Source organism: Streptomyces endophytica, assembly GCF_026153355.1.
GTDB classification, from domain to species: Bacteria; Actinomycetota; Actinomycetes; order Streptomycetales; family Streptomycetaceae; genus Streptomyces; species Streptomyces endophytica.
In genome coordinates, this window is sequence record NZ_CP110636.1 from 3,101,330 (window position 1) to 3,121,400 (window position 20,071).

Annotated in this window: 17 protein-coding genes and 2 pseudogenes; 13 read left to right on the plus strand and 6 right to left on the minus strand. The window is 73.6% G+C overall.

The features are described 5' to 3' along the window. Window positions 1-34 precede the first annotated feature (34 nt). The 3 genes from OJ254_RS13975 to OJ254_RS13985 form a co-directional block, all read right to left on the minus strand. Window positions 35-1,516 carry a DUF1996 domain-containing protein gene (locus OJ254_RS13975; protein WP_265362585.1) on the minus strand — a complete coding sequence of 494 codons (1,482 nt, stop codon included), beginning with the start codon at window positions 1,514-1,516 and terminating at the stop codon, window positions 35-37. 195 nt (window positions 1,517-1,711) lie between these two features. Then, window positions 1,712-2,359 carry a DUF4142 domain-containing protein gene (locus tag OJ254_RS13980; RefSeq protein ID WP_265362586.1) on the minus strand — a complete coding sequence of 216 codons (648 nt, stop codon included), beginning with the start codon at window positions 2,357-2,359 and terminating at the stop codon, window positions 1,712-1,714. A 235-nt stretch (window positions 2,360-2,594) separates the two neighbouring features. Beyond that, window positions 2,595-4,652 carry an AMP-dependent synthetase/ligase gene (locus OJ254_RS13985; protein ID WP_265362587.1) on the minus strand — a complete coding sequence of 686 codons (2,058 nt, stop codon included), beginning with the start codon at window positions 4,650-4,652 and terminating at the stop codon, window positions 2,595-2,597. A gap of 171 nt (window positions 4,653-4,823) precedes the next feature. On the opposite strand from OJ254_RS13985, the gene OJ254_RS13990 reads away from it, so the two are divergent. From OJ254_RS13990 to OJ254_RS14000, 3 genes are all read left to right on the plus strand, one after another. Beyond that, on the plus strand, window positions 4,824-5,129 hold the full coding sequence (locus OJ254_RS13990) for a DUF6412 domain-containing protein (RefSeq protein WP_261951241.1): 306 nt from the start codon (window positions 4,824-4,826) through the stop codon (window positions 5,127-5,129). 132 nt (window positions 5,130-5,261) lie between these two features. After that, entirely contained in the window at window positions 5,262-6,284 is a 1,023-nt protein-coding gene (locus OJ254_RS13995; RefSeq protein WP_265362588.1) for a YidC/Oxa1 family membrane protein insertase, read from the plus strand. A 139-nt stretch (window positions 6,285-6,423) separates the two neighbouring features. Further along, window positions 6,424-7,281: a fumarylacetoacetate hydrolase family protein gene (locus OJ254_RS14000; RefSeq protein WP_265362589.1), complete on the plus strand. Its 858-nt coding sequence runs from the start codon at window positions 6,424-6,426 to the stop codon at window positions 7,279-7,281. A gap of 501 nt (window positions 7,282-7,782) precedes the next feature. Here OJ254_RS14000 and OJ254_RS14005 read toward each other — a convergent pair. Then, window positions 7,783-8,913, minus strand: a complete 1,131-nt coding sequence (locus OJ254_RS14005; protein ID WP_265362590.1) for a Gfo/Idh/MocA family oxidoreductase — start codon at window positions 8,911-8,913, stop codon at window positions 7,783-7,785. Window positions 8,914-8,970: 57 nt separating this feature from the next. Here OJ254_RS14005 and OJ254_RS14010 point away from each other — a divergent pair. Then, window positions 8,971-10,130: pseudogene (locus tag OJ254_RS14010) on the plus strand (ROK family transcriptional regulator). 49 nt (window positions 10,131-10,179) lie between these two features. Here the strand turns inward: OJ254_RS14010 and OJ254_RS14015 are convergent. Then, on the minus strand, window positions 10,180-10,545 hold the full coding sequence (locus OJ254_RS14015; RefSeq protein WP_265362592.1) for a VOC family protein: 366 nt from the start codon (window positions 10,543-10,545) through the stop codon (window positions 10,180-10,182). A gap of 102 nt (window positions 10,546-10,647) precedes the next feature. On the opposite strand from OJ254_RS14015, the gene OJ254_RS14020 reads away from it, so the two are divergent. The 7 genes and pseudogenes from OJ254_RS14020 (at window position 10,648) to OJ254_RS14050 (ending at window position 17,550) form a co-directional block, all read left to right on the plus strand. Next, window positions 10,648-11,412 (plus strand): GntR family transcriptional regulator, encoded by a 765-nt coding sequence (locus tag OJ254_RS14020; RefSeq protein ID WP_423836014.1) that lies wholly within the window; start codon window positions 10,648-10,650, stop codon window positions 11,410-11,412. Window positions 11,413-11,551: 139 nt separating this feature from the next. Then, entirely contained in the window at window positions 11,552-12,673 is a 1,122-nt protein-coding gene (locus tag OJ254_RS14025) for a TIGR03364 family FAD-dependent oxidoreductase (RefSeq protein ID WP_265362594.1), read from the plus strand. After that, the gene (locus tag OJ254_RS14030) at window positions 12,667-13,425 is read left to right on the plus strand and encodes a phosphonatase-like hydrolase (RefSeq protein ID WP_423835888.1); all 759 of its coding nucleotides are present in this window, start codon (window positions 12,667-12,669) and stop codon (window positions 13,423-13,425) included. The genes OJ254_RS14025 and OJ254_RS14030 overlap by 7 nt, the downstream gene beginning before the upstream one ends. Window position 13,426: 1 nt before the next feature. After that, on the plus strand, window positions 13,427-14,593 hold the full coding sequence (locus OJ254_RS14035) for an ABC transporter ATP-binding protein (RefSeq protein ID WP_265362595.1): 1,167 nt from the start codon (window positions 13,427-13,429) through the stop codon (window positions 14,591-14,593). Continuing rightward, window positions 14,583-15,416 (plus strand): annotated as a pseudogene (locus OJ254_RS14040) (2-aminoethylphosphonate ABC transporter permease subunit); the annotation flags it as partial. The gene OJ254_RS14035 and the pseudogene OJ254_RS14040, both read left to right, overlap by 11 nt. 154 nt (window positions 15,417-15,570) lie before the next feature. After that, entirely contained in the window at window positions 15,571-16,368 is a 798-nt protein-coding gene (locus OJ254_RS14045; protein ID WP_265362597.1) for an ABC transporter permease, read from the plus strand. 39 nt (window positions 16,369-16,407) lie between these two features. Continuing rightward, the gene (locus tag OJ254_RS14050) at window positions 16,408-17,550 is read left to right on the plus strand and encodes a 2-aminoethylphosphonate ABC transporter substrate-binding protein (protein ID WP_265362598.1); all 1,143 of its coding nucleotides are present in this window, start codon (window positions 16,408-16,410) and stop codon (window positions 17,548-17,550) included. 108 nt (window positions 17,551-17,658) lie between these two features. On the opposite strand, the gene OJ254_RS14055 is transcribed toward OJ254_RS14050, so the two are convergent. After that, window positions 17,659-18,438, minus strand: coding sequence for an HAD-IIA family hydrolase (locus tag OJ254_RS14055; RefSeq protein WP_265362599.1), 780 nt, complete (start codon window positions 18,436-18,438; stop codon window positions 17,659-17,661). Window positions 18,439-18,884: 446 nt separating this feature from the next. Between OJ254_RS14055 and OJ254_RS14060 the strand changes: the two genes are divergently transcribed. Both OJ254_RS14060 and OJ254_RS14065 read left to right on the plus strand, forming a co-directional pair. Beyond that, entirely contained in the window at window positions 18,885-19,235 is a 351-nt protein-coding gene (locus OJ254_RS14060; RefSeq protein WP_265362600.1) for a hypothetical protein, read from the plus strand. Continuing rightward, a complete protein-coding gene (locus OJ254_RS14065) occupies window positions 19,225-19,998 on the plus strand; it encodes a class F sortase (RefSeq protein ID WP_265362601.1) in 774 nt (257 codons plus the stop codon). Before OJ254_RS14060 ends, OJ254_RS14065 begins: the two co-directional genes overlap by 11 nt. Window positions 19,999-20,071: the final 73 nt, after the last annotated feature.

Sequence of the window (20,071 nt, forward strand, 5' to 3'; positions counted from 1 at the left end):
GACAGCCGCCCCGGGGCCCTGGTGCATCAGGGGATCATTGGCACTTGCGGCCGCTGTTGATGCAGGAGACCGCCTTGTTCATCAAGTCGTCCGAGAGCACGTTGATGAAGTCGCCGTGGTCGGTGACGGGTTTGTGCAGCTGCTCGGGGAAGCTGTCGACGGCGAAGCTGGCGCCCTGCGGGACGTCGTAGGTGATCCGCTCGACCAGCTGCGGGATCGCCCGGAAGTTGTTGGGGCAGTTGCCGTTCTGGTCGGAGAACGCCACGTGGTCGCGGTGGTTGCCGCTGTCGATGTTCTGACCGTCCCAGCAGTTCTGGAACGCGAAGGTGCGGACGACCTGCGAGCCGTTGGGGCAGAGCGGGTACTTGTCCTTCAGCTGGCGGTCCTCGAAACCGGTGCAGGACCAGGAGGCGTTGGCGTTCTTCGTGCCGTTGGTGAACGCCTTCGCGTCGCCGGTGATGATGCGCAGGAAGCGGGGCATGGCCTGGACCTGGCCGGCCTGGCTGCCGCGGTAGGTGAGGGTCACCGTGGCCGGGGTCAGCACCGAGCCGACGTTGGCGTCCTGGGCGGCTCCCGGCTTCTGCTCGGCGTTCCCGTCGAGCTTGCGCAGCACCGGCCAGTAGTAGGTGGACTGGTCGCCGTTGGTGCAGGTGGTGTCGGAGGCGGCGAGGGAGTCGTTGCTGGAGAAGGCGTCGGTGGTCTTGTTGCCGACGTAGTCGTGGGTGTGGTGGGCGCCGTTGCTGACGCCCGGCGTGACGATGACGTTGTCGGGGTTGAAGTGGCCCTCCTCGTTGCGGCCGCACTCGGTGGTGAAGGTGCCGGTCGTGGCGTTGCCGCCCTGGGGCGCGGCGAACGGCGGGTTCCCGGCGTTCGGCTGGACGGCGGTGATGTCGACGAAGTCGTCGGGGGAGGGCCCGCCGGGCCGGCCCTGCTGGTCACCGTTCTGGCCCTGCTGCTGGCCGCCGTCCTGACCGGGTTGCTGGCTCTGCTGCTGGCCACCGTCCTGACCCGGCTGCTGGCTCTGCTGCTGGCCGCCGTCCTGGGGCTGCGGGGGCTGCTGGCCCTGGTACCAGCCGTCCTGGGTGGACTTCGTCGAGTCGTGGCCGCCGGTGCCCGCCCCCTCGTCGGCGGGCTTCATGGTGCAGCCGCTCATCTTCCACAGGTACGACGGCCGTTTGGCGTCCCGGGCGATCGCGGTGATCATCGTGTTGATGGTCCGCTGCCGCTGCTGCTTGAGCTGGGTGAGGACGGTGCTGCCGCTGCCCTCCATCATCCGGTGGTAGGCGTCGTGCACCTGCCGGTCGAGCGTGGCCAGGCCCTTGGAGACCTGGAGCTGGGCGCTGTGCGGGACCTGGCGGAGCCGTATCCCCACGTCCGGACAGGAGATCGTGCTGGCCAGGACGGTGTGCTGGTGGCCGGCTGCCGGCTCCGAGTCGGAGCCGCCGGCCAGCGCCGTGGTCGCGACCGCTGCGAGGCCGCCGCCGCCCAGCAGGAGCGCGGCCGCGGCGACCAGCATTCTGTTCGTCAGGCGGGAGCGTTTGTGGGACTGCTGCCGCTGCTGCCGTGGGCGGTGCCCTTGCCGTTGCGTCATGAGATCACTTCGCTTCGTCCGGTGTGAGGGGTGGGGTGGATGCGCCTTGCGGGGTCGGCCGGTCGGCGTGCGCCCCGGCTGCCGTCCGCCGCGGCCGGGCACGGCCCGCCGCTGGACGGCTCAGCTGCTGTGCAGGGTGTTGAAGTCGACCTTGCCGGTGTTCTCCAGGACCGTGATGTGGTCCAGCACGGTGGAGTTGGCCTTGTTCGCCAGGGAGCGCACCATCGTGTTCTGGGTCTGGTCGCGGACCATCGCGATCAGCCCGAAGACCTTGCCGTGCGACCGGCGCAGCAGCTCGGCGAAGAGGCCCGGGTACTCGGCGTCCGACGCGGAGTTCAACTGCCCGAGCCAGCCCTGCTGTTCGGCGGTGGGCTGGTTGGGCAGCGGGATGCCCAGCGCCCGCCCGGCCTCCACCGACCGCCGGTCCAACTCGGTGTGCCCGGCCACCAGGTGGTCGCCCGCGGTACGCACCGCCGCCGTCTTGCCGCGTTCCTGGGCCTGCCGGCCCGCGGGCATCTCCCACAGCCCGGCCAGCCTGACCTTGCGCACGAAGTCCCGGTCCATGGCGGTCAGCGGGCCGTAACGGGTGTTGACCGTCCCGCCGCCGTCATCGTCGTACGAGACCGTGTTCGTCGCCGCCGACGCGCTCTCCCCGAAGAGCTGTACGGGCAGCAGCAGCGCCGCGAGCGTGGCCACCAGCGCGGCGACCACCAGTCCCGTGGCGATGGACCGCCCGGATGCTGCGGAATTGCTGAGGATCGACCGCACGGAGCGCCTCCCGGTTCGTCCCTACGGGGAATGGACTGGAATGCCACCGGACGCTAGGCCGCGCACCGGGTCCGTGGTCGCGGGTTCTCACCCCTGGACAAATTACGGCCGGGCCCGCCGCGACACTGCTACGGTGCCGCGAGCGGGCCCGGCCGGGACGGTGCGCGGCGGGCAGGCGTGTGCCCGGCGTGCGGGCGGGGCGTCGCCCCGGGCCCACCGCCGGGGGCCGCGCCGGTCAGCGTGCGTACAGGCCCGCCGCCGCCCACCGGCGGCGTTCCTTGCGGGTCTCCGGCTCCTGGCGCTCGCCCTGCTTGTACAGGGCGTCGATCTCCGCCGCGTAGGCCCGGACGATCGCCGCCCGGCGCAGCTTCATCGACGGCGTCACCAGGCCGGACTGCTGGCTGAACTCGCCCGGCAGGATGCGGAAGGCGCGGATCGACTCGGCGCGGGACACCGAGGCGTTGGCGCGCGCCACGGCCCGCCGGACCTCCGCCTGCAACTGCTCCTCCGCCGACGGCCCCGAGGCCGCACCGCCGCCCGCACCGCCCTCCTCCGGCTCGCCGCGCAGCTTCCGCCACTGCGCCAGCGCCTCCGGATCGAGGGTGATCAGCGCCGTCACGTACGGCCGGTTGTCGCCGACGACCACGCACTGCGAGATCAGCGGATGGGCACACAGCCGCTGCTCCAGCCCCAGCGGGGCGACGCTCTTGCCGTTGCTGGTGATGATGATGTCCTTCTTGCGGCCGGTGATGACCAGATAGCCGTCGTCGTCCAGGTGCCCGAGGTCGCCGGTCGGCAGCCAGCCGTCGTACAGCCCGCTGGCGGGACCGGGGCCGCCGCCGGGACCGTGGCCGGCGCGGGGCGCGCGGCCGGTGCCGGGCGAGGGACCGTTGCCCGCGCCGCGCCGGTGCCGGCCGCCCGGTACGGCCCCGACACCGGCGGTTTGGGCGCCGACCCCGCCCACGTCGTCCTCCTCGTCGTCCAGATAGCCCGCGAACACCATTGGTCCGCGCACCCACACCTCGCCGTCCAGCGCCAGATGGATCGCGCTGCCGGGCAGCGGCAGGCCCACCGTCCCGAAGCGGACCCGGCCCGGCGGCTGGGCGGTGATCGCACCGCTGGTCTCCGTCAGGCCGTAGCCGTCGTAGACGGTGATGCCGATGCCCGCGAAGAGCAGTCCCAGCTCCCGCAGCAGGGGCGAACCGCCGGACACCGCGGTCCGCACCCGGCCGCCCAGCAGGTCCCGGATGCGGGAGTACACCAGCCGCTCGTAGAGCGCGTGCCGGGCCCGCAGGAACGGGTCGGGGCCGCGCCCGGTGCCGCGGGCCTCCGCGGCCTGCGCCTCCGCGTACCGCACCGCGACCGTCATCGCCGCGTCGAACGTCCGCCGCCGGCCCGCCCGTTCGGCGGCGAGCCGGGCGCGGGCGCAGATCTTCTCGAAGACGTGCGGCACCGCGAACAGGAACGTCGGCCGGAACGACGCCAGGGCGGGCAGCAGCTCCTCCGAGGACGGGTCGGGCTGATGGGCGAGCTTGACCCCGCCGCGCAGGCACGCGACCTGCACCACCAGCCCGTAGACGTGCGCGAACGGCAGGAACGCCAGCAGCGACGGGCGTTCGCCGGGCGGGGCCAGCAGCCCGCCCCAGCCCGCGTAGAGGGTGTCGCACTCGGCGGCGAGATTGGCATGCGTGATGACGCAGCCGCGCGGGCGCCCGGTGGTGCCCGAGGTGTGCACGATCGCCGCGGTCGAACCGGGCGCGACGGCGTGCCGCAGCCGGTGCACATGGGCCTCGGTCAGCCGGGTGCCCTCCTCCATCAGCCGCTGCACGCAGTCCAGGTCCAGCTGCCACAGCCGGCGCAGCCGGGACCGCGCGTCGCACGCCTCCGCCACGGTCATGGCGTGCGCCTCGTGCTCGACGACGATCGCCGTGACGTCCGCCCCGTTGAGGATGCAGCGCAACTGCTCGGCCGACGCGGTCGGGTAGACCGGCACCAGCTCCCCGCCGATCGCCCACAGCGCATAGCTGAACAGCGTCCACTCGTAACGGGTCCGGGACATCAGCGCGACCCGCGCGCCGGGCCGTATCCCGTCCGCCAACAGCCCCCTGGCCAGGGCCATCACCTCGTCGCGGAATTCCCCGGCGGTCACCTCCTGCCAGCCGTCCGGCGCCCGGTCGTCGCGCCGCGCCAGCTGGGCGAAGTCCGGCTGGTGTGCGGCGGTGTCGAAGACGGAGTCGGCGAGACCGCCGGTCCGCAGCGGAGCCGCCAGGGCCGGAACGCTGATGTCGCGCACAGCACCTCCTAGGTGTTCCCCTTGGTCCCCGGTCCCCCCTCCCGGTCCACCGCCGTCCCGACGGCAGGGAGGGCAAGTTACCCACAGGTGTCCCGGCTGCCCAGGTCTACGGCTACTCTTGAGCGGAAGACGACAAGTCCTGGTAAGCGGGTAGGCGGAAGGGGGCGCAGCATGTACCGCCTCGTCGATGCATGGCGTCTGTACACCTCCGCGATCCTCTTCCTCCTCGCCGGCCTCCTCCTCGCCCAGACGGGCCTGACGACGGCCCTGACCGCGGCCGCGACCACCGCCGCGCTGCTGCTGCTGTGCAGCGCCTTCCTGATCGCGTCCTGCGCGCAGCCGGTGCCACCGGGGCGGATCCGTACGGCGATCCGCGACCGTGAGCGGCGTACGGCGTTCCTGCCGCAACGCGACCCCGACGCGGCCGGCCGACCGCGCCCCCGAGCACCGGGCCGTTCCCTCCCGACGGCCGCGTAGACGCACGGGCACCGCCCGCATCCTGACGGAACTCCCGCATCCCGGGCTCCCGTTCGCCCTTCCCGCGTCCACGCGGCTCGTCACGCCGAAATCCTGTCTCCTGGCACGACGAGACCCGTGGAGGGCTCACCCATGTCCATGTTCGGCTTCCTCGGCGATGCGCTCGGGCGCGGCGCCGCAGTGCTCGATCCGCTCTTCGGCGGTGCGGCCGTGGCCGTCACCATCGTCCTGTGCACCCTCGCGGTACGCGCCGCGCTGCATCCGCTCGCCCGCGCCGCGGCCCGCGGCGAGAAGGCCCGCGCGGCCCTCGCCCCGCAACTCGCGGCACTCCAGCGCAAGCACAAGAACGATCCCGAGCGGCTGCAGAAGGCGATGGCCGACCTGTACGCCAGGACCGGCGCCTCGCCGCTGGCCGGCTGCCTGCCGATGCTGCTCCAACTGCCCGTGTTCTTCGTGATGTACCACCTCTTCTCCACCAGGGGCAGCGGTCTGCTCGACCACACGCTGCTGGGCGCACCGCTCGGCGGCCGCTGGAGCGAGGCCCTGGCGGACGGCGGCCCCTTCGGCCCGCAGGGCCTGGTCTACCTCGCGCTGTTCGTACTCGTCGCGGCGGTCGCCACCTGGAACTACCGGCGCGCCCGCGCCACCAGGGCCCAGGCCCCGGCCCCGGACCGCGCGCTGCCCGGCACGGCCTCGATGGCGAAGCTGATGCCGCTGCTGTCCTACGGCACGCTGATCACGGTGGCGGTGGTCCCGCTGGCCGCCGGCCTGTACATGGTGACGACCACGACCTGGACGGCCTGCGAACGGGCGCTGCTGCAACGCGACAAGGGGGACCGCCGGAGCACGCGGCAGAAGCAGCGGCAAGGTGACGCCCCGGCCGCGGAGGCAACGGACCCGGCCCTCGCGAAGCAGCCGGCGGACGCTCCCGCGGACAGCGCGCCGCCCGTCGCCACCCCCACCCCTCGGCGCGTACCGCAGCAGCGCGCGCCCAAGAGCCGGGCGGCCCGGCAGCGGGCGGCCCGGGCGAGGGCCAACGCGCAGGCGCGAACCCGGTCCGACGCACCGACGCGACGGCCCCTGGCAGCCGACGCACAAGCGAGGACCCGGGCCGGCTCGGGTGACGCCGAACAGATCATTACTACCGCTCAGTAACGGTCCAGTCCGTGAACGGGGTCTTGCAGACTGGACCCCGTTCTCGGAGGATCAACCAAATCGCTCGATGGCCGTCCCCCATCGGCCGGCCCGGAAGACCCCTTCCAGGGCCGACCCTTCGACCACGGGAGTTGAACCGATGAAGCTGCTGCGTGTCGGAACGGTGGGGGCGGAACGCCCGGCGCTGCTCGACGAGGAAGGGGTCCTGCGGGACCTGTCGGGACTGGTGCCGGACATCGACGGAACGCTGCTCGCGGACGACGGGAAACTCGCCCGGATCCGGGCCGCCGCGGCCGCCGGTGACCTGCCCGCGCTGGACGCCACCGGGCTGCGCACCGGTCCGCCGGTGGCCCGGATCGGCAAGATCGTGTGCATCGGGCTGAACTACCACGACCACGCCCGCGAGACCGGCGCCCCGACCCCCGAGGAGCCGATCATCTTCATGAAGGCCCCGGACACGGTCGTCGGGCCGGACGACACGGTGCTCGTCCCGCGCGGCAGCGTGAAGACCGACTGGGAGGTCGAGCTGGCGGTCGTGATCGGCCGTACCGCCCGCTACCTGGAGACCGACGAGCAGGCACTGGCGGCGGTGGCCGGTTACGCGGTGGCGCACGACGTCTCGGAGCGCGCCTTCCAGATCGAGCGCGGCGGCCAGTGGGACAAGGGCAAGAACTGCGAGACGTTCAACCCGCTGGGCCCGTGGCTGGTGACCGCCGACGAGGTACCCGACCCGCAGGCCCTCGGCATCCGGCTGTGGGTCAACGGCGACCTGAAGCAGGACGGCACGACCGCGGAGCAGATCTTCCCGGTGGCCGAAGTGGTCCGCTACGTCAGCCAGTTCATGACCCTCTATCCCGGCGACGTCATCAACACCGGCACCCCGGCCGGCGTCGCGATGGGCCGGCCCGAACCCAAGCCGTACCTGAGGCCGGGCGACGTCGTCGAGCTCGAAATCGACGGGCTCGGTCGCCAAAGGCAGCCGTTGAAGGCTGCCTAGCGGGCTGCCTCCCACGTACCTGGCCGTCCCGCCGCGGGTCGTCTCGCCGTTGCGCTTTGCGGCGCCCCGCACGTACCTGTCTGCGGCGCCGCGGAGCGTCTCGCCGTTGCGCCTGCGGCGGGCTGGGTTGTGGTGGGTGCGGTGACGGGCCTCCGGGGCCGGTTGTGTGGACTGCTGACGCTTTACGTCCACACAACCGGCCCCTCCGGCCCGTCCCCTCCCGTGAGGGGGAAGAAAACGACGGTGGGGGTGCACGTAATGCCCACGTGCGCGCAGGCAACAGACCAGGCCCGCCCCCAACCAGCTAAGAACTCCCACCTACGGGAGGGGCTGGACCGGAGGACGAAGTCTGGAGGGCCGGCACCGCACCCAAAACACAAACGCCCGCCGCCAGGCGCAACGGCGAACAACACCCGCGGCGCGACGGCTAGCTACGTGCGGGGCGCCGCAAAGCGCAACGGCGAGCGAGCCCCGCGGCGCCGCAGACGGGTACGTGGGGCATCAGCCAAGTGCAACGATTCCCTCCGCCGCCGAGCGTTTCGCGGCCTCCAGGACGCGGAGGGTGGCCGCGGCTTCGGTGGCGGTGACCGGGGGGTCGCCGCCTTCGCGGAGGGCGCGGGCGATCGCGGCGTAGTAGGCGGGGTAGTCGCCCGGGAGGGTGGGGACAGGGTCGCCGCCGCCCATCCGGGGGGAGGCGCCGGCGCCGAGGCGGCCCCAGCGGGCCTTCGGCTCCACGCCCCACTCCACGTCCTCGTCGCCGGGGCGCCGGCCCTCGCGGAGGGCGGCCTCCTGGGGGTCGAGGCCGTGCTTGGTGTAGCCCGCCTTGCTGCCCAGCACCCGGAAGCGGGGGCCCAGCAGGGCGGCGGTGGCGCTCACCCAGAGGTGCGAGCGGACGCCGTTGGCGTGGGTGAGGGCGAGGAAGGTGTCGTCGTCGGCCTCGGCGCCGGGGCGGCGGACGTCGGACTCGGCGTAGACGGAGACGACCGGGCCGAAGAGGGTCAGCGCCTGGTCTACGAGGTGGCTGCCGAGGTCGTAGAGGAGGCCGCCGATCTCGGCGGGGTCGCCGGACTCGCGCCAGCCGCCCTTGGGGGTCGGGCGCCAGCGCTCGAAGCGGGACTCGAAGCGCTGCACCTCGCCGAGGGCACCCTCCTCGACGAGCTTGCGGACGGTGCGGAAGTCGTTGTCCCAGCGGCGGTTCTGGAAGACGGAGAGCAGCAGGCCGCGGTCGGCGGCGAGTGCGGCGAGCTTGTCGGCCTCCGCGGCCGTGGCGGCCAGCGGCTTGTCGACGACCACCGGCAGACCGGCCTCCAACGCCGCGGTGGCGAGCGGCACATGGGTCTTGTTGGGCGACGCCACCACGATCAGGTCCAGCTCGGCGGCGCGGTCGAGGACCGCCTCGGCGGTGGCGACCGTCCGCACCTGCGGATGCTCGGCGCGGGCCTGCGCCTGCCGCTCCGGACTGCTGGTGGAGACGGTATCGAGCAGCAGCCCGTCGGTGGCCGCGATCAGCGGGGCGTGGAAGACGGAGCCGGCCAGGCCGTAGCCGAGCAGGCCGACCCGCAGGGGTGCGCCGGGGGAGCCGCCGTTCCGCTGCGGTGCGCCGATCGGGCTCTTCTCGCTCGTCTCACTCATGTCCACCACTTAAGCAACGCTGTTGCTTAAGTGCAAGCCTTGACGGACAATGGGGGCGTGACCAGCACCGATTTCCCTTCTTTCGGCGGCGTCGCCGGTTCGGTGGGCGCCAACCTCCTCGCCCTGCGCGGGCACAACACCGCGCTGGTGCTGGGCCTGCTGCGCGCGGCCGGGGAAGCGGGGGTCAGCCGGCTGGAGCTCGCCGCGCAGACCGGGCTGACCCGCAGGCGGTCAGCAAGATCACCGCGCGGCTGCGTACCGAGGGCCTGGCCGCCGAGGCCGGCCGCCGCGCCTCGACGGGCGGCAAACCCGCCACCGCCCTGCGGCTGGTCCCCGGCGCCCGGCATGCCGTCGGGCTGCATCTGGACCGCGACGAGCTCACCGCCGTCCGCGTCGACCTCGCCGGCCGCGCGGTCGCCGTCCGGCATGCCCCGCTCGCCCTGGCCGCGGGCGCGGAGCAGGTGCTCGGCACCGTCGAACGGGAGGTCGCGGCGCTGCTCGCCGAGGCCGCGGGGCCGCCGGTCCTGGGCGTGGGCGTGGCCTGCCCGGGCCCGCTGGACCACACCTCAGGGGTGCTGCACCGCGTCACCGGTGCCCCCGAGTGGGACGGCTTCCCGCTGCGGGACGTCCTCGCCGCGCGGTTCGGCCTGCCCGCCGTGCTCGACAAGGACACCAATGCCGCGGCGCTCGGGCTCGCGCAGGGCATGCCCGCGGGCGCGGGCTCCTTCGGCTATCTGCATCTGGGCACCGGCCTCGGTGCCGGGCTCGTCCTGGGCGGCAGCCTCTACCGCGGCCCGCGCACCGGCGCCGGCGAATTCGGCCACCAGATCGTCCAGTTGGACGGTCCGCGCTGTAGTTGCGGACAGCGGGGCTGCATAGAGGCGCTGTGCCTGGCGGCGGTGGCCCGCGGTGATCTCCCGGGCGCCGCGCGGGCGCTGGGCGTGGGCGCGGCCAATCTCGTCGAACTCCTCGACATCGACCGGGTCCTGCTCGGTGGGCGCACCGTCCTCGACCACGCCGAGGAATTCCTCGGCGGGGTGTCCCGGGCGCTGGCCGCCCAGGCCCGCACCCGCGGCGGCCCCGGCGCCCGGACCGCGGTGTCCGTCGCGCTCGCCCCCGGCGCCGCCCGCACGGTCGCCGACGGCGCGGCGGAGCTGGTCCTCGCCCCGCTCTTCGGCGGCCACCGGCCCGTACGGCGGGCCGGGCAGGGGGACTGACGGGCCGGCGGGCGCGGGCGCCGCGTTCCCCGTGGCGCGTGCCCCGCCCCTACGGCGTGTGGCAGACCGCCTCGATGTTGTGGCCGTCGGGATCGCGGACGAAGGCCCCGTAGTACGCCTCGTGGTACTCCGGCCACACCCGCGGCGCGTGCAGCGACTCCGCGCCGGCCGCGACCGCCGCGGCGTGGAAGGCGTCGACCGCCGCCCGGTCCGGCGCGCTGAACGCCAGATGGAGTTCGCGGCCCGGGCCCTCGTCCGTGGCCGGGACGAGCCAGAGCGTGTGGCCCGTCGTGCCGAAGCAGAGGAACTCCCCGAACTCCTTCGTCCGTACGCCGCCGAGCGGGGCGAGCACCCGGTCGTAGAAGGCGGCGCTGGCCGCCACGTCCGTCACCTGGACCGCGATGTGATCGAGCATGCGTCCAGCGTGCCACCGGCCGCGCCCGGCTGTCGCCCGGATATCCGCGGCCCGGTCCCCGGCCGGCCCGCCCCCGGGTGCGAGGATCACCGCGTGGAGTTCATGTACGGCCAGGATCCTGGCGCGCCCGTCCGGTCCGGCGTCCCCGAGCACGGGCGCATCCCCAAGTACTACGCGGCCAAGGTCGAGATCGCCGCGCTGCTCGCGGAGTTGGGCGAGGGCGAGGTGCTGCCCACCGAGCGCGAACTGGCGGCGCGGTTCGAGGTCTCGCGGGAGACGCTGCGGCAGGCCCTGCGCGAGCTCGTGCTGGAGGGGCGGCTGCGGCGGGCGGGGCGCGGCACGGTCGTCGCCGGACCCAAGCTGGAGCAGCCGCTGGCCCTCGCCAGCTACACGGAGGGCGTACGCGGCCAGGGCCGCCGCCCCGGCCGGCACCTCGTCGGCCTGGACCGCTTCCCCTGCCCGCCGGCGCTCGCCGCCGACCTGGGCCTCGAAGCGGGGGATCCGGTATGGCACATGGAGCGGGTGCTGCTCGCCGACGACGAACGGGTCGGGCTGGAGAGCACGTACGTCGCCCTCGCCCGGGTCCCGGACCTGGCTGCCGACTTCGAGCCGGACTCGTCCTTCTACGCCTACCTCCGCGAGCGGCTCGGCATCGCCTTCGGGGACGCGGACGAGCGGCTGGAGACCGTACTGGCCACGCCCCGCGAGGCGTTGCTGATCGGTACGCCGGGGGCGCTGCCGATGCTGCTGATCCACCGGCTGTCCCGTGACACCGGGGGCCGGCCGCTGGAGCGGGTGCGCTCGCTCTACCGGGGCGACCGGTTCTCCTTCACCACCCACCTGGGGACGCCCGCCGGGCGGAGCTGAGCCGGCGTCGGCCCGTACGGGACGAAGGCCCTCGGTATCACGAGAAGATAACGGGTCTAGGCCAAGCGTGATGCCCTGTTCACTGTTCCGACGCCGGACCGCCCTTCGCGGGACATCCGCCGCCAGGACCGTCTGGGCCATGCGAGTCATAGTCGTCGGAGCCGGCGTGCTGGGAACCCTGCACGCCTGGCACGCCATCGAACGGGGCCACGAGGTCCTCCACCTGGAACGGGAGGCCGAGGCCCGCGGCGCCTCGGTCCGCAACTTCGGACAGATCTGGATCAGCGGCCGGGCCGGCGGCGAGGAGCTGGCGACCGCACTGCGCGCCCGCGAGCTGTGGGAGGGCATCGGCGCCCGCGTCCCGGCACTCGGCTTCCGGGCCATCGGCTCGCTGACGGTCGTCAGGAACGACGCCGAGCGGGCCGTCGCCGAGGCCGCCACCCGCCGCCCGGACGCCGCCGCCCGCGGCTACCGGCTGCTGGACGCCGCGGATGCGCGGGCCCTCAACCCGGCCCTGCGCGGGGAGTTCACCGGCGCGCTGTGGTGCGAGCGGGACGCGGCCGTCGAACCCCGGGTCGCCCAGCGGGCACTGAAGGAGGAACTGCTGGCGTCCGGCCGGTACACCTACCTCGGCGGCCGGGAGGTCCGCGCAGTGGCCGGCGAACGCGCCGTCCGCGACGACCACGGCGACACCCACCACGGCGACGCGGTCGTGCTGTGCACCGGCGCCTGGCTCGGCGGTCTGGTCCGCGAGCTCGCCCCCGACCTGCCGGTGCGCCGGGTGCGGCTCCAGATGATGCAGACCGATCCGCTCGGCGAGCCGCTGACCACCTCCGTCGCCGACGCCGACAGCTTCCGCTACTACCCGGCCTACCGCGGCGACGCCCTGGACGCGCTCAACGCCGGCCAGGCGCAGGCCCCGACCGCCGCCGCGCACAAGATGCAGTTGCTGATGGTCCAGCGCGCCGACGGCGGACTGACCATCGGCGACACCCACGAGTACGCGACGCCGTTCGCCTTCGACACCGTCGAGGAGCCCTACGAGCACCTCACCGGCGTCGTCGAGGCGCTCCTGGGCCGCCCGCTGCCCCGCATCCGCCACCGCTGGGCCGGGGTCTACGCCCAGTGCACCGACCCCGCCCGGGTCGTCCACCGCCAGCAGGTCCGGGACGGCGTCTGGCTGGTGACCGGGCCCGGCGGCCGCGGCATGACCTGCTCCCCGGCGATCGCCGAGCGGACCGCCGACGACCTGGGATGGTGAGCCCGTTGACGCAGCACCCACCCGAGAACAGCAGGCCCGGGAACAGCACACCCGGGCACAGCACGCCTGAGCACGGCATCCAGCTGGTCGTCCTCGACATGGCCGGCACCACCGTCGCCGACGGCGGCCTGGTCGAGCGGGCCTTCGACGCCGCCGCCCGGCACCTCGGCGTCGAGCCGGGCAGCCCCGACCACGCCGCGAAACTCGCCTACGTACGGGCCACCATGGGCGAGTCGAAGATCTCCGTCTTCCGCCACCTCTTCGGCGACGAGACCGCGGCCCGGCGCGCCAACACCGCCTTCGAGACGGCCTACGGCGCACTCGTCGACGACGGCCGGATCGCGCCCGTCCCCGGCGCCCGCGAGGCCATCGAGGCGCTCCGGGACGCCGGCCGCACCGTCGTGCTCACCACCGGCTTCGCCCGGGTCACCCAGGACGCCATCCTCGCCGCCCTCGGCTGGCAGGACCTCGTCCCGCTCACCCTCTGCCCGGCCGACGCCGGCGGCCGCGGCCGCCCGTACCCCGACATGGTCCTCACGGCCCTGCTGCGCACCCGCGCCACCGACTCCGTCCACCGGATCGCGGTGGCCGGCGACACCTCGTACGACATGCTCTCCGGGCTGCGGGCCGGCGCCCCCGTCGTCGCCGGGGTCCTCACCGGCGCGCACGACCGGGCGCAACTGGAGGCCGCCGGCGCCACCCACGTCCTCGGCTCGGTCGCCGAACTGCCCGCGCTGCTGGGAGTGGTGTGAGATGCCCGCCCCGACCACCCCCGCCACCCCGGCGTCCGCCCCGCCCACCGACCGCCCCGCGGCACCGGACCGGCCCGCCTCCGGCATCCGCTTCGACCACGTCACCGTCACCTACGGCACACACGGCGGGCAGACCGTCCTGGACTCCTTCGACCTGACCGTCGAACCCGGCGAGGTGATGGCCCTGCTCGGCCCGTCCGGCTCCGGCAAGACCACCGCCCTGCGCACGGTCGCCGGCTTCGTCCGCCCCGCCTCCGGCCGCGTCCTGATCGGCGGCCGGGACGTCACCGGACTCCCGCCGTACCGGCGCGGCATCGGCATGGTCGTCCAGCAGTACGCGCTCTTCCCCCACATGAAGGTCGCCGAGAACGTCGCCTTCGGCCTCAAGGCACAGAAGACGCCGCGCGCCGAGATCCCCGGCCGGGTCGCCGAGGCCCTGGAGATGACCGGGATGGCCGCCTACGCCGGCCGGCACCCCCGCGAACTGTCCGGCGGGCAGCAGCAGCGGGTCGCCCTCGCCCGGGCCCTGGCCATCCGCCCCGGCGTGCTGCTCCTGGACGAACCGCTGTCCGCGCTCGACGCCCGGCTCCGCTCCGGCATGCTCGCCGAACTCGCCCGCCTGCACCGCGAGTTGCCCGACATCACCATGCTCTACGTCACCCACGACCAGGTCGAGGCACTCACCCTGGCCGACCGGATCGCCGTCCTGGACCGGGCCCGGCTGCGCGACTGCGGCACCCCGCAGGAGCTCTACCGGCGGCCGCGCACCGAGTTCACCGCCTCCTTCGTGGGCACCGCGAACCTGCTGCCGGTGACCGTGCGCGGGCCCGGCGACGTCGACCTCGCGGGCCGGCCGCTGACCGTGCCGGTGCCGGACGGGCTGGCCGACGGCGCCCGCGCCACGCTCTGCGTCCGCCCGCACCTCGTCGGCCTCGGCGCCGCCCCCGGCGACGGCAACACCCTGCACGGGAAGACCACCGAAGTGCAGTGGCGGGGCGCCACCCACCGCCTGTACGTGTCCGTCGACGGCCACCGCGTCATGGCCGACGTCACCGAACTCCGCACCACACCACCGCTGGGCGAGCAGGTCGCGCTGCACTTCGCGCCCGAGGACGCGGTGCTGATCCCGGCCGGGCTCACCGAGGACGGTGCCCGCGATGACCGATGAGCCGTCCTCGGGAGCCCGGTCCACGGCGGCCCTGTGGGCCCTCCCGCCGCTCGCCGCGCTCGGCCTGGTCTTCCTCTACCCGCTCGCCCTGGTGGCCTGGCAGTCCGTCAGCCCCGAGGACGGCGGCCACTCCCTCACCCCGTACGCCGAGGTCTTCGCCGAGACGTCGTTCGGCACCGCGCTCACCCACACCGTGCTGATCGCGGCCGGCGCCACCGCCGGCGCCCTCCTCCTCGGCCTCGCGCTCTCCCTCGTGATCGCCTTCGTCCCGTTCCCCGGCGGCCGGGCCCTGGCCCGCTTCATCGAACTCTTCCTCGCCTTCCCCTCCTTCCTCATCACCCTCGCCCTGCTCTTCCTCTACGGCACCGTCGGCATCGCCAACGGCGTCTGGACCGACCTGACCGGCGCCTCCCACGGACCCCTGGACTTCCTGCACACCCCCTGGGGCGTCCTGCTGGCCGAGGTCACCTACTTCACCCCGTTCGTGATGCGGCCGCTGCTCGCCGCCTTCTCCCAGGTGGACACCGGGCAGCTGGAGGCCGCCGCCTCCCTGGGCGCCCGGCCGTGGCGGATCGTACGCACGGTGATCCTCCCGGAGGCGCGGCCCGCGCTCGCGGCGGGCGGCGCGCTGGTCCTCGTGCTGTGCCTCAACGAATTCGGCATCGTGCTCTTCACCGGAGCCAAGGACGTGGTCACCCTCCCCGTCCTCGTCTACAGCAAGGCCCTCCTCGACGGCGACTACACCGGCGCCTGCGTCGTCGCCGTCGTCAACATCGCCCTGTCCGTCGCGCTCTACGCCCTCTACCGGGCGGTGATGCCGCGCACCACGCGCACCACACACACCACGCGCGCCGCGCACACCACACACACCACGCCCACCACGACCGCCAGTTCTGCCGGTCGCGCCGCCGGAACCCGCACCGCCGGAGCCCGTAGTGGCGGCCCTGCCGCTCCCCGCACAGGAGGTGTGCCGCACCGTGCTGGTGTCCAGTAAGCCCGCCCGCCGGGTCCTCCACGTCCTCTTCCTCGCCCTGTTCCTGCCGCTCTTCGCACTGCCCCTGCTGGTGATCGTCGCCGCGTCCTTCGCCACCAACTGGAGCGGCGCCCTGCCGTCCGGCGCGACCCTCGCCCACTACCGCGACCTGGCCCGGGGCGACGCCCTCACCGCCCTGCTCACCAGCCTCGGCACCGCCCTCGCCGCGAGCCTGGCCGCGCTCGCCGCCGGCACCTGGGCCGCGCTGGCCGCCCAGCGGCTCGGGCGGCGCGCCCGCCGCGTCCTCGACGGCCTCTTCCTGCTGCCGCTGGCCGTCCCGTCCGTGGTGGTGGGCCTCGCCCTGCTCGTCGCGTTCTCCCGGCCGCCGCTGCTGCTCAACGGCACCCCGCAGATCGTGATCCTCGCCCACACGGTGCTCGTCACCGCCTTCGCCCACCAGTCCGTGACCGCCGCACTGGCCCGCCTCGACCCGGCGTACGAGCAGAGCGCGGCCGGCCTCGGCGCCCGCCCCGCGTACGTGCTGTGGCGGGTCACACTCCCCCTGCTGCTGCCGTCCCTCACCGCCGCCGCCGGCCTCTGCTTCGCCCTGTCCATGGGCGAGTTGAGCGCCACGATGATGCTCTACCCACCGGACTGGCTGCCGCTCCCGGTGCAGATCTTCGCCGCCACCGACCGCGGCGCCCTCTTCTCCGGCGCCGCCCTGGCCGTGGCCCTCATGGCCACCACCCTCCTCGTCCTCCTCGCCGTCTCCCGCCTCCGCACCAGGGCCGGCTACCGCTGACCACCCCAAGTCCCTTGCACCACTGAGGAGTTCCCCGCCATGCCCGCTGCCGCTTCCCGCCCCGTGGCCCCCCGTCCGTTCGCTCCCCGTCCGTTCGCGCCCCGTCACCGCCCGTTCGCTCCCCGTCTCCCGCTCACCCCGCTCGCCGCCGGCTGCGGCGTCCTCCTCCTCGGCGTCTCGCTCACCGCCTGCGGCGGCGCCTCGGCCGACCCCGACGCCAAGGAGATCACCGTCTACAGCGCCGACGGCCTCAAGAGCGAGCAGGGGGACGGCTTCTACGACAAGGTCTTCGCGGACTTCCGCAAGAAGACCGGTATCAAGGTCAACTACGTCGAACTCGGCTCCGGCGTCGCCGTCCAGCGCCTGGCCCGCGAACGCGCCAACACCAAGGCGGACGTCGTCGTCACCCTCCCGCCGTTCATCCAGCAGGCCGACGGCAAGGGACTGCTGGACACCTACCGCCCCAAGGGATCCGACCAGGTCACCGCGGCCGACAAGGACCCGGCCGGCCGGTGGACCTCCGTCGTCAACAACTACTTCTGCTTCATCTACAACAAGAAGCAGCTCAAGCAGCCCCCCGCCACCTGGCAGGACCTGACGAAGCCGGCGTTCCGGAACCGCCTCCAGTACTCCACCCCGGGCGTCGCCGGCGACGGCACCGCCGTCCTCATCAAGGCGCTGCACGACTTCGGCGGCCAGGGCCCGGCCATGAAGTTCCTCGGCAGGCTCCAGGCCAACAACGTCGGCCCGTCCTCCTCCACCGGCCAGCTCGCCCCCAAGACGGACAAGGGTGAACTCCTGGTCGCCAACGGGGACGTCCAGATGAACTACGCCAACATGAAGTCGATGCCGGACCAGGGCATCTTCTTCCCCGCGGCGAAGCCCGGCGCCCGGCCCACCACCTTCGCGCTCCCGTACGCCGCCGGCCTGGTCAAGAACGCCCCGCACACCGCCAACGCCAAGAAGTTCCTCGACTACCTGCTCTCGCCCGGGGTCCAGCAGGAGGTCTCCGCGGTCGGCGGCGGCTTCACCGCCCGCAAGGACATCAAGCCCACCGACGCCCACGCCAAGGCCCTCGCCGCCCTCATGAAGGACGTCGAGGTCTTCCAGCCCGACTGGAAGGACATCGACAAGAACCTGGACGCGTACGTGGACGCCTGGAAGACGGCAACCGGAAGCTGAATCCGGGGGCGGGGTGGGATGGGGCAGGCCGGGTCGGGGTGGGTCGGGCCGGGGCCGGGCGGGACGGGGGGCGAGCCCCCCCGCGCGGCGGCGGGCCCGCGTCCCGGCTCAGACCAGGTCGACGAGGTCCGCGATGGAGTCCACCACGTTGGTCGGACGGTACGGGTAGCGATCGATGTCGTTACGGCTCGTCAGGCCCGTCAGCACCAGGAAGGTCTCCATCCCGGCCTCCAGCCCCGCCAGCACATCGGTGTCCATACGGTCGCCGATCATGGCGGAGGTCTCGGAGTGGGCACCGATGGTGTTCAACGCGCTGCGCATCATCAGCGGGTTGGGCTTCCCGACGAAGTACGGCTCCTTGCCCGTCGCCTTGGTGATCAGCGCCGCCACCGATCCGGTCGCCGGCAGGGCACCCGCGGGGGACGGGCCGGTGTTGTCGGGATTCGTGGCGATGAACCGGGCACCGTCATTGATCAGCCGGATCGCCTTGGTCAGAGCCTCGAACGAATACGTCCGCGTCTCGCCCAGGATCACGAAATCCGGGTTCAGGTCCGTCATCACGTAACCGGCGTCGTGCAGCGCGGTGGTCAGCCCCGCCTCGCCGATGACGTACGCCGTACCGCCCGGGTGCTGGTTGTCCAGGAACGTGGCGGTCGCCAGAGCGGAAGTCCAGATGTTCTCGGCCGGCACTTCGAGCCCGATCCGGTTCAGCCGGGCGTGCAGATCGCGCGCGGTATAGATGGAATTGTTGGTGAGCACCAGGAAGGGCCGGCCGGAATCGCGCAGCTTCTTGATGAAGCGATCGGCACCGGGCACGGGGACGCCTTCGTGCATCAGGACGCCGTCCATGTCGGTGAGCCAGGATTCGATGGGCTTGCGCTCGGTCATGGTCCTACCGTACGAGCAGCTCCGGCCGGTGCGCCATCACGGGGACAGGACCGGGAGAAGGCGGGGAGAGGGCGGGAAGAGGGCGGGGAGAAGACCGGGAGGGCGCCGGGGAAGGGCCGGCGGAGGTCGGCGGAGGGTCGGTAGGAGGCCGGCGGGCGGCTGGTGGGGGCGCTGCGGCTGGCCCTGGGGGGCGGTCGAACGGATCCCGTACGGGTCGCGAACCCGCACCGCGCCCGCCCCTGGTCACCCACCGGCGCACACGCCACGACCTGCCCCGCATCGGGCGACCCGGGAGGAGGACCCGTCAGGAAGTGACCCGCCAGGAGACGGCCGCCAGTGGACGACCCGCCAAGGGGTGACCCGCCACTCGAACGGCGCAGCTTCGGGCCGCACCGGATGCGGGCGGGCCCGTGGGGGCGGACCTTCAAAGGCATCGGAGGTTCACCATGGGCTCACCGCAACTCGCTCTCTGCGCCGCGGTCGCGGCCGCGGCGGTGACGATGGCGCCGGCGTACGCGTCAGACCCGTACGGCGCCCGGACCGACACGGTCTCCGTCACCCGCCCGCCGGCCGCACACGGCGGCGCGCACCCCGCGCCCGCCCGGCTCGCGGCCGCCGTGTCCGGGCCGGTACCGCTCCACCCGGCCCTGCACCCCGCCCCGCGCCGCGAGCTGAGCAGCACCTCGGCCGTCGGCCTGGTACTGGCCGGCGGCGCGATCCTGGTCATCGCGGGGCAGCTGCTGCGGCTCCGGCTGCGTCTGCGCCGCGAACGGCAGGGCGAGGCGGATGAAGGCTGAGGAGGAGAGACCTCAAGCAGACGAGGGACCCCACGCCACCAGTCATGGCCGTCCCGGACAGCTGCTGGCCGGAGTGGCCTGGGCGGTTCTGCTGCTGGGACTGTGGCTGTGGGGTCGCGACCTGGCCGACGGGGTGGCCGCCCCGCTCACCACGACCGGCGATGTCGCCGCCGTCGGCCGCCCGTTGGGCCGCCAGGCACCCCCGCACGCCCACGCCCATGCCCACGCCCCGGTCCCGGACCCCGCCGCCGTACGACCGAGCCGGTTGCGCATCGGCGCACCGGTGATGTCCGACGTGGCGATCCGGTGGTACGCCCGGGGGCCGCAACCGGGCGAGGCGGGCACGGCGCTGCTCAACCTGCGGGGCGGTAGTGGCGGCGGGAACTACGTGATCGGCGGCCGGGATGACGCGACCGGCGGCCGGGAGGAACTGACCGATGGCCAGGAGGAACTGACCGATGGCCGGGAGGGGCTGACCGGTGGCCGGGAGGGGCTGACCGGGGCCCGCCGTCCGTCGCTCAGCGGTCTCGCGCCGGGGCAGTGGGTCGACGTCGTGCGTTCCGACGGGAGTACGCTCCGGTTCACCGTCGAGGACGTCCAGCTCCACGACCGGGCCCACTTCGACGCCCGTACGGCCCACGCCGCCCACGACCCCGGCCGCTCCGAACTCCGGCTGACCGGAGAGGCCCCCGACGGCAGGAACGTGGTGGTGGTCTCGGCCTACCTGACCGGCTATCAGCCCGCCGGCGCGCTCCGCCACTGACGCGCTACGCCACTGCCTACGCCGTGCCTACGCCCGGCCGCGGTAGGGGCCTGTGGACAGGTTGTCCACAGGC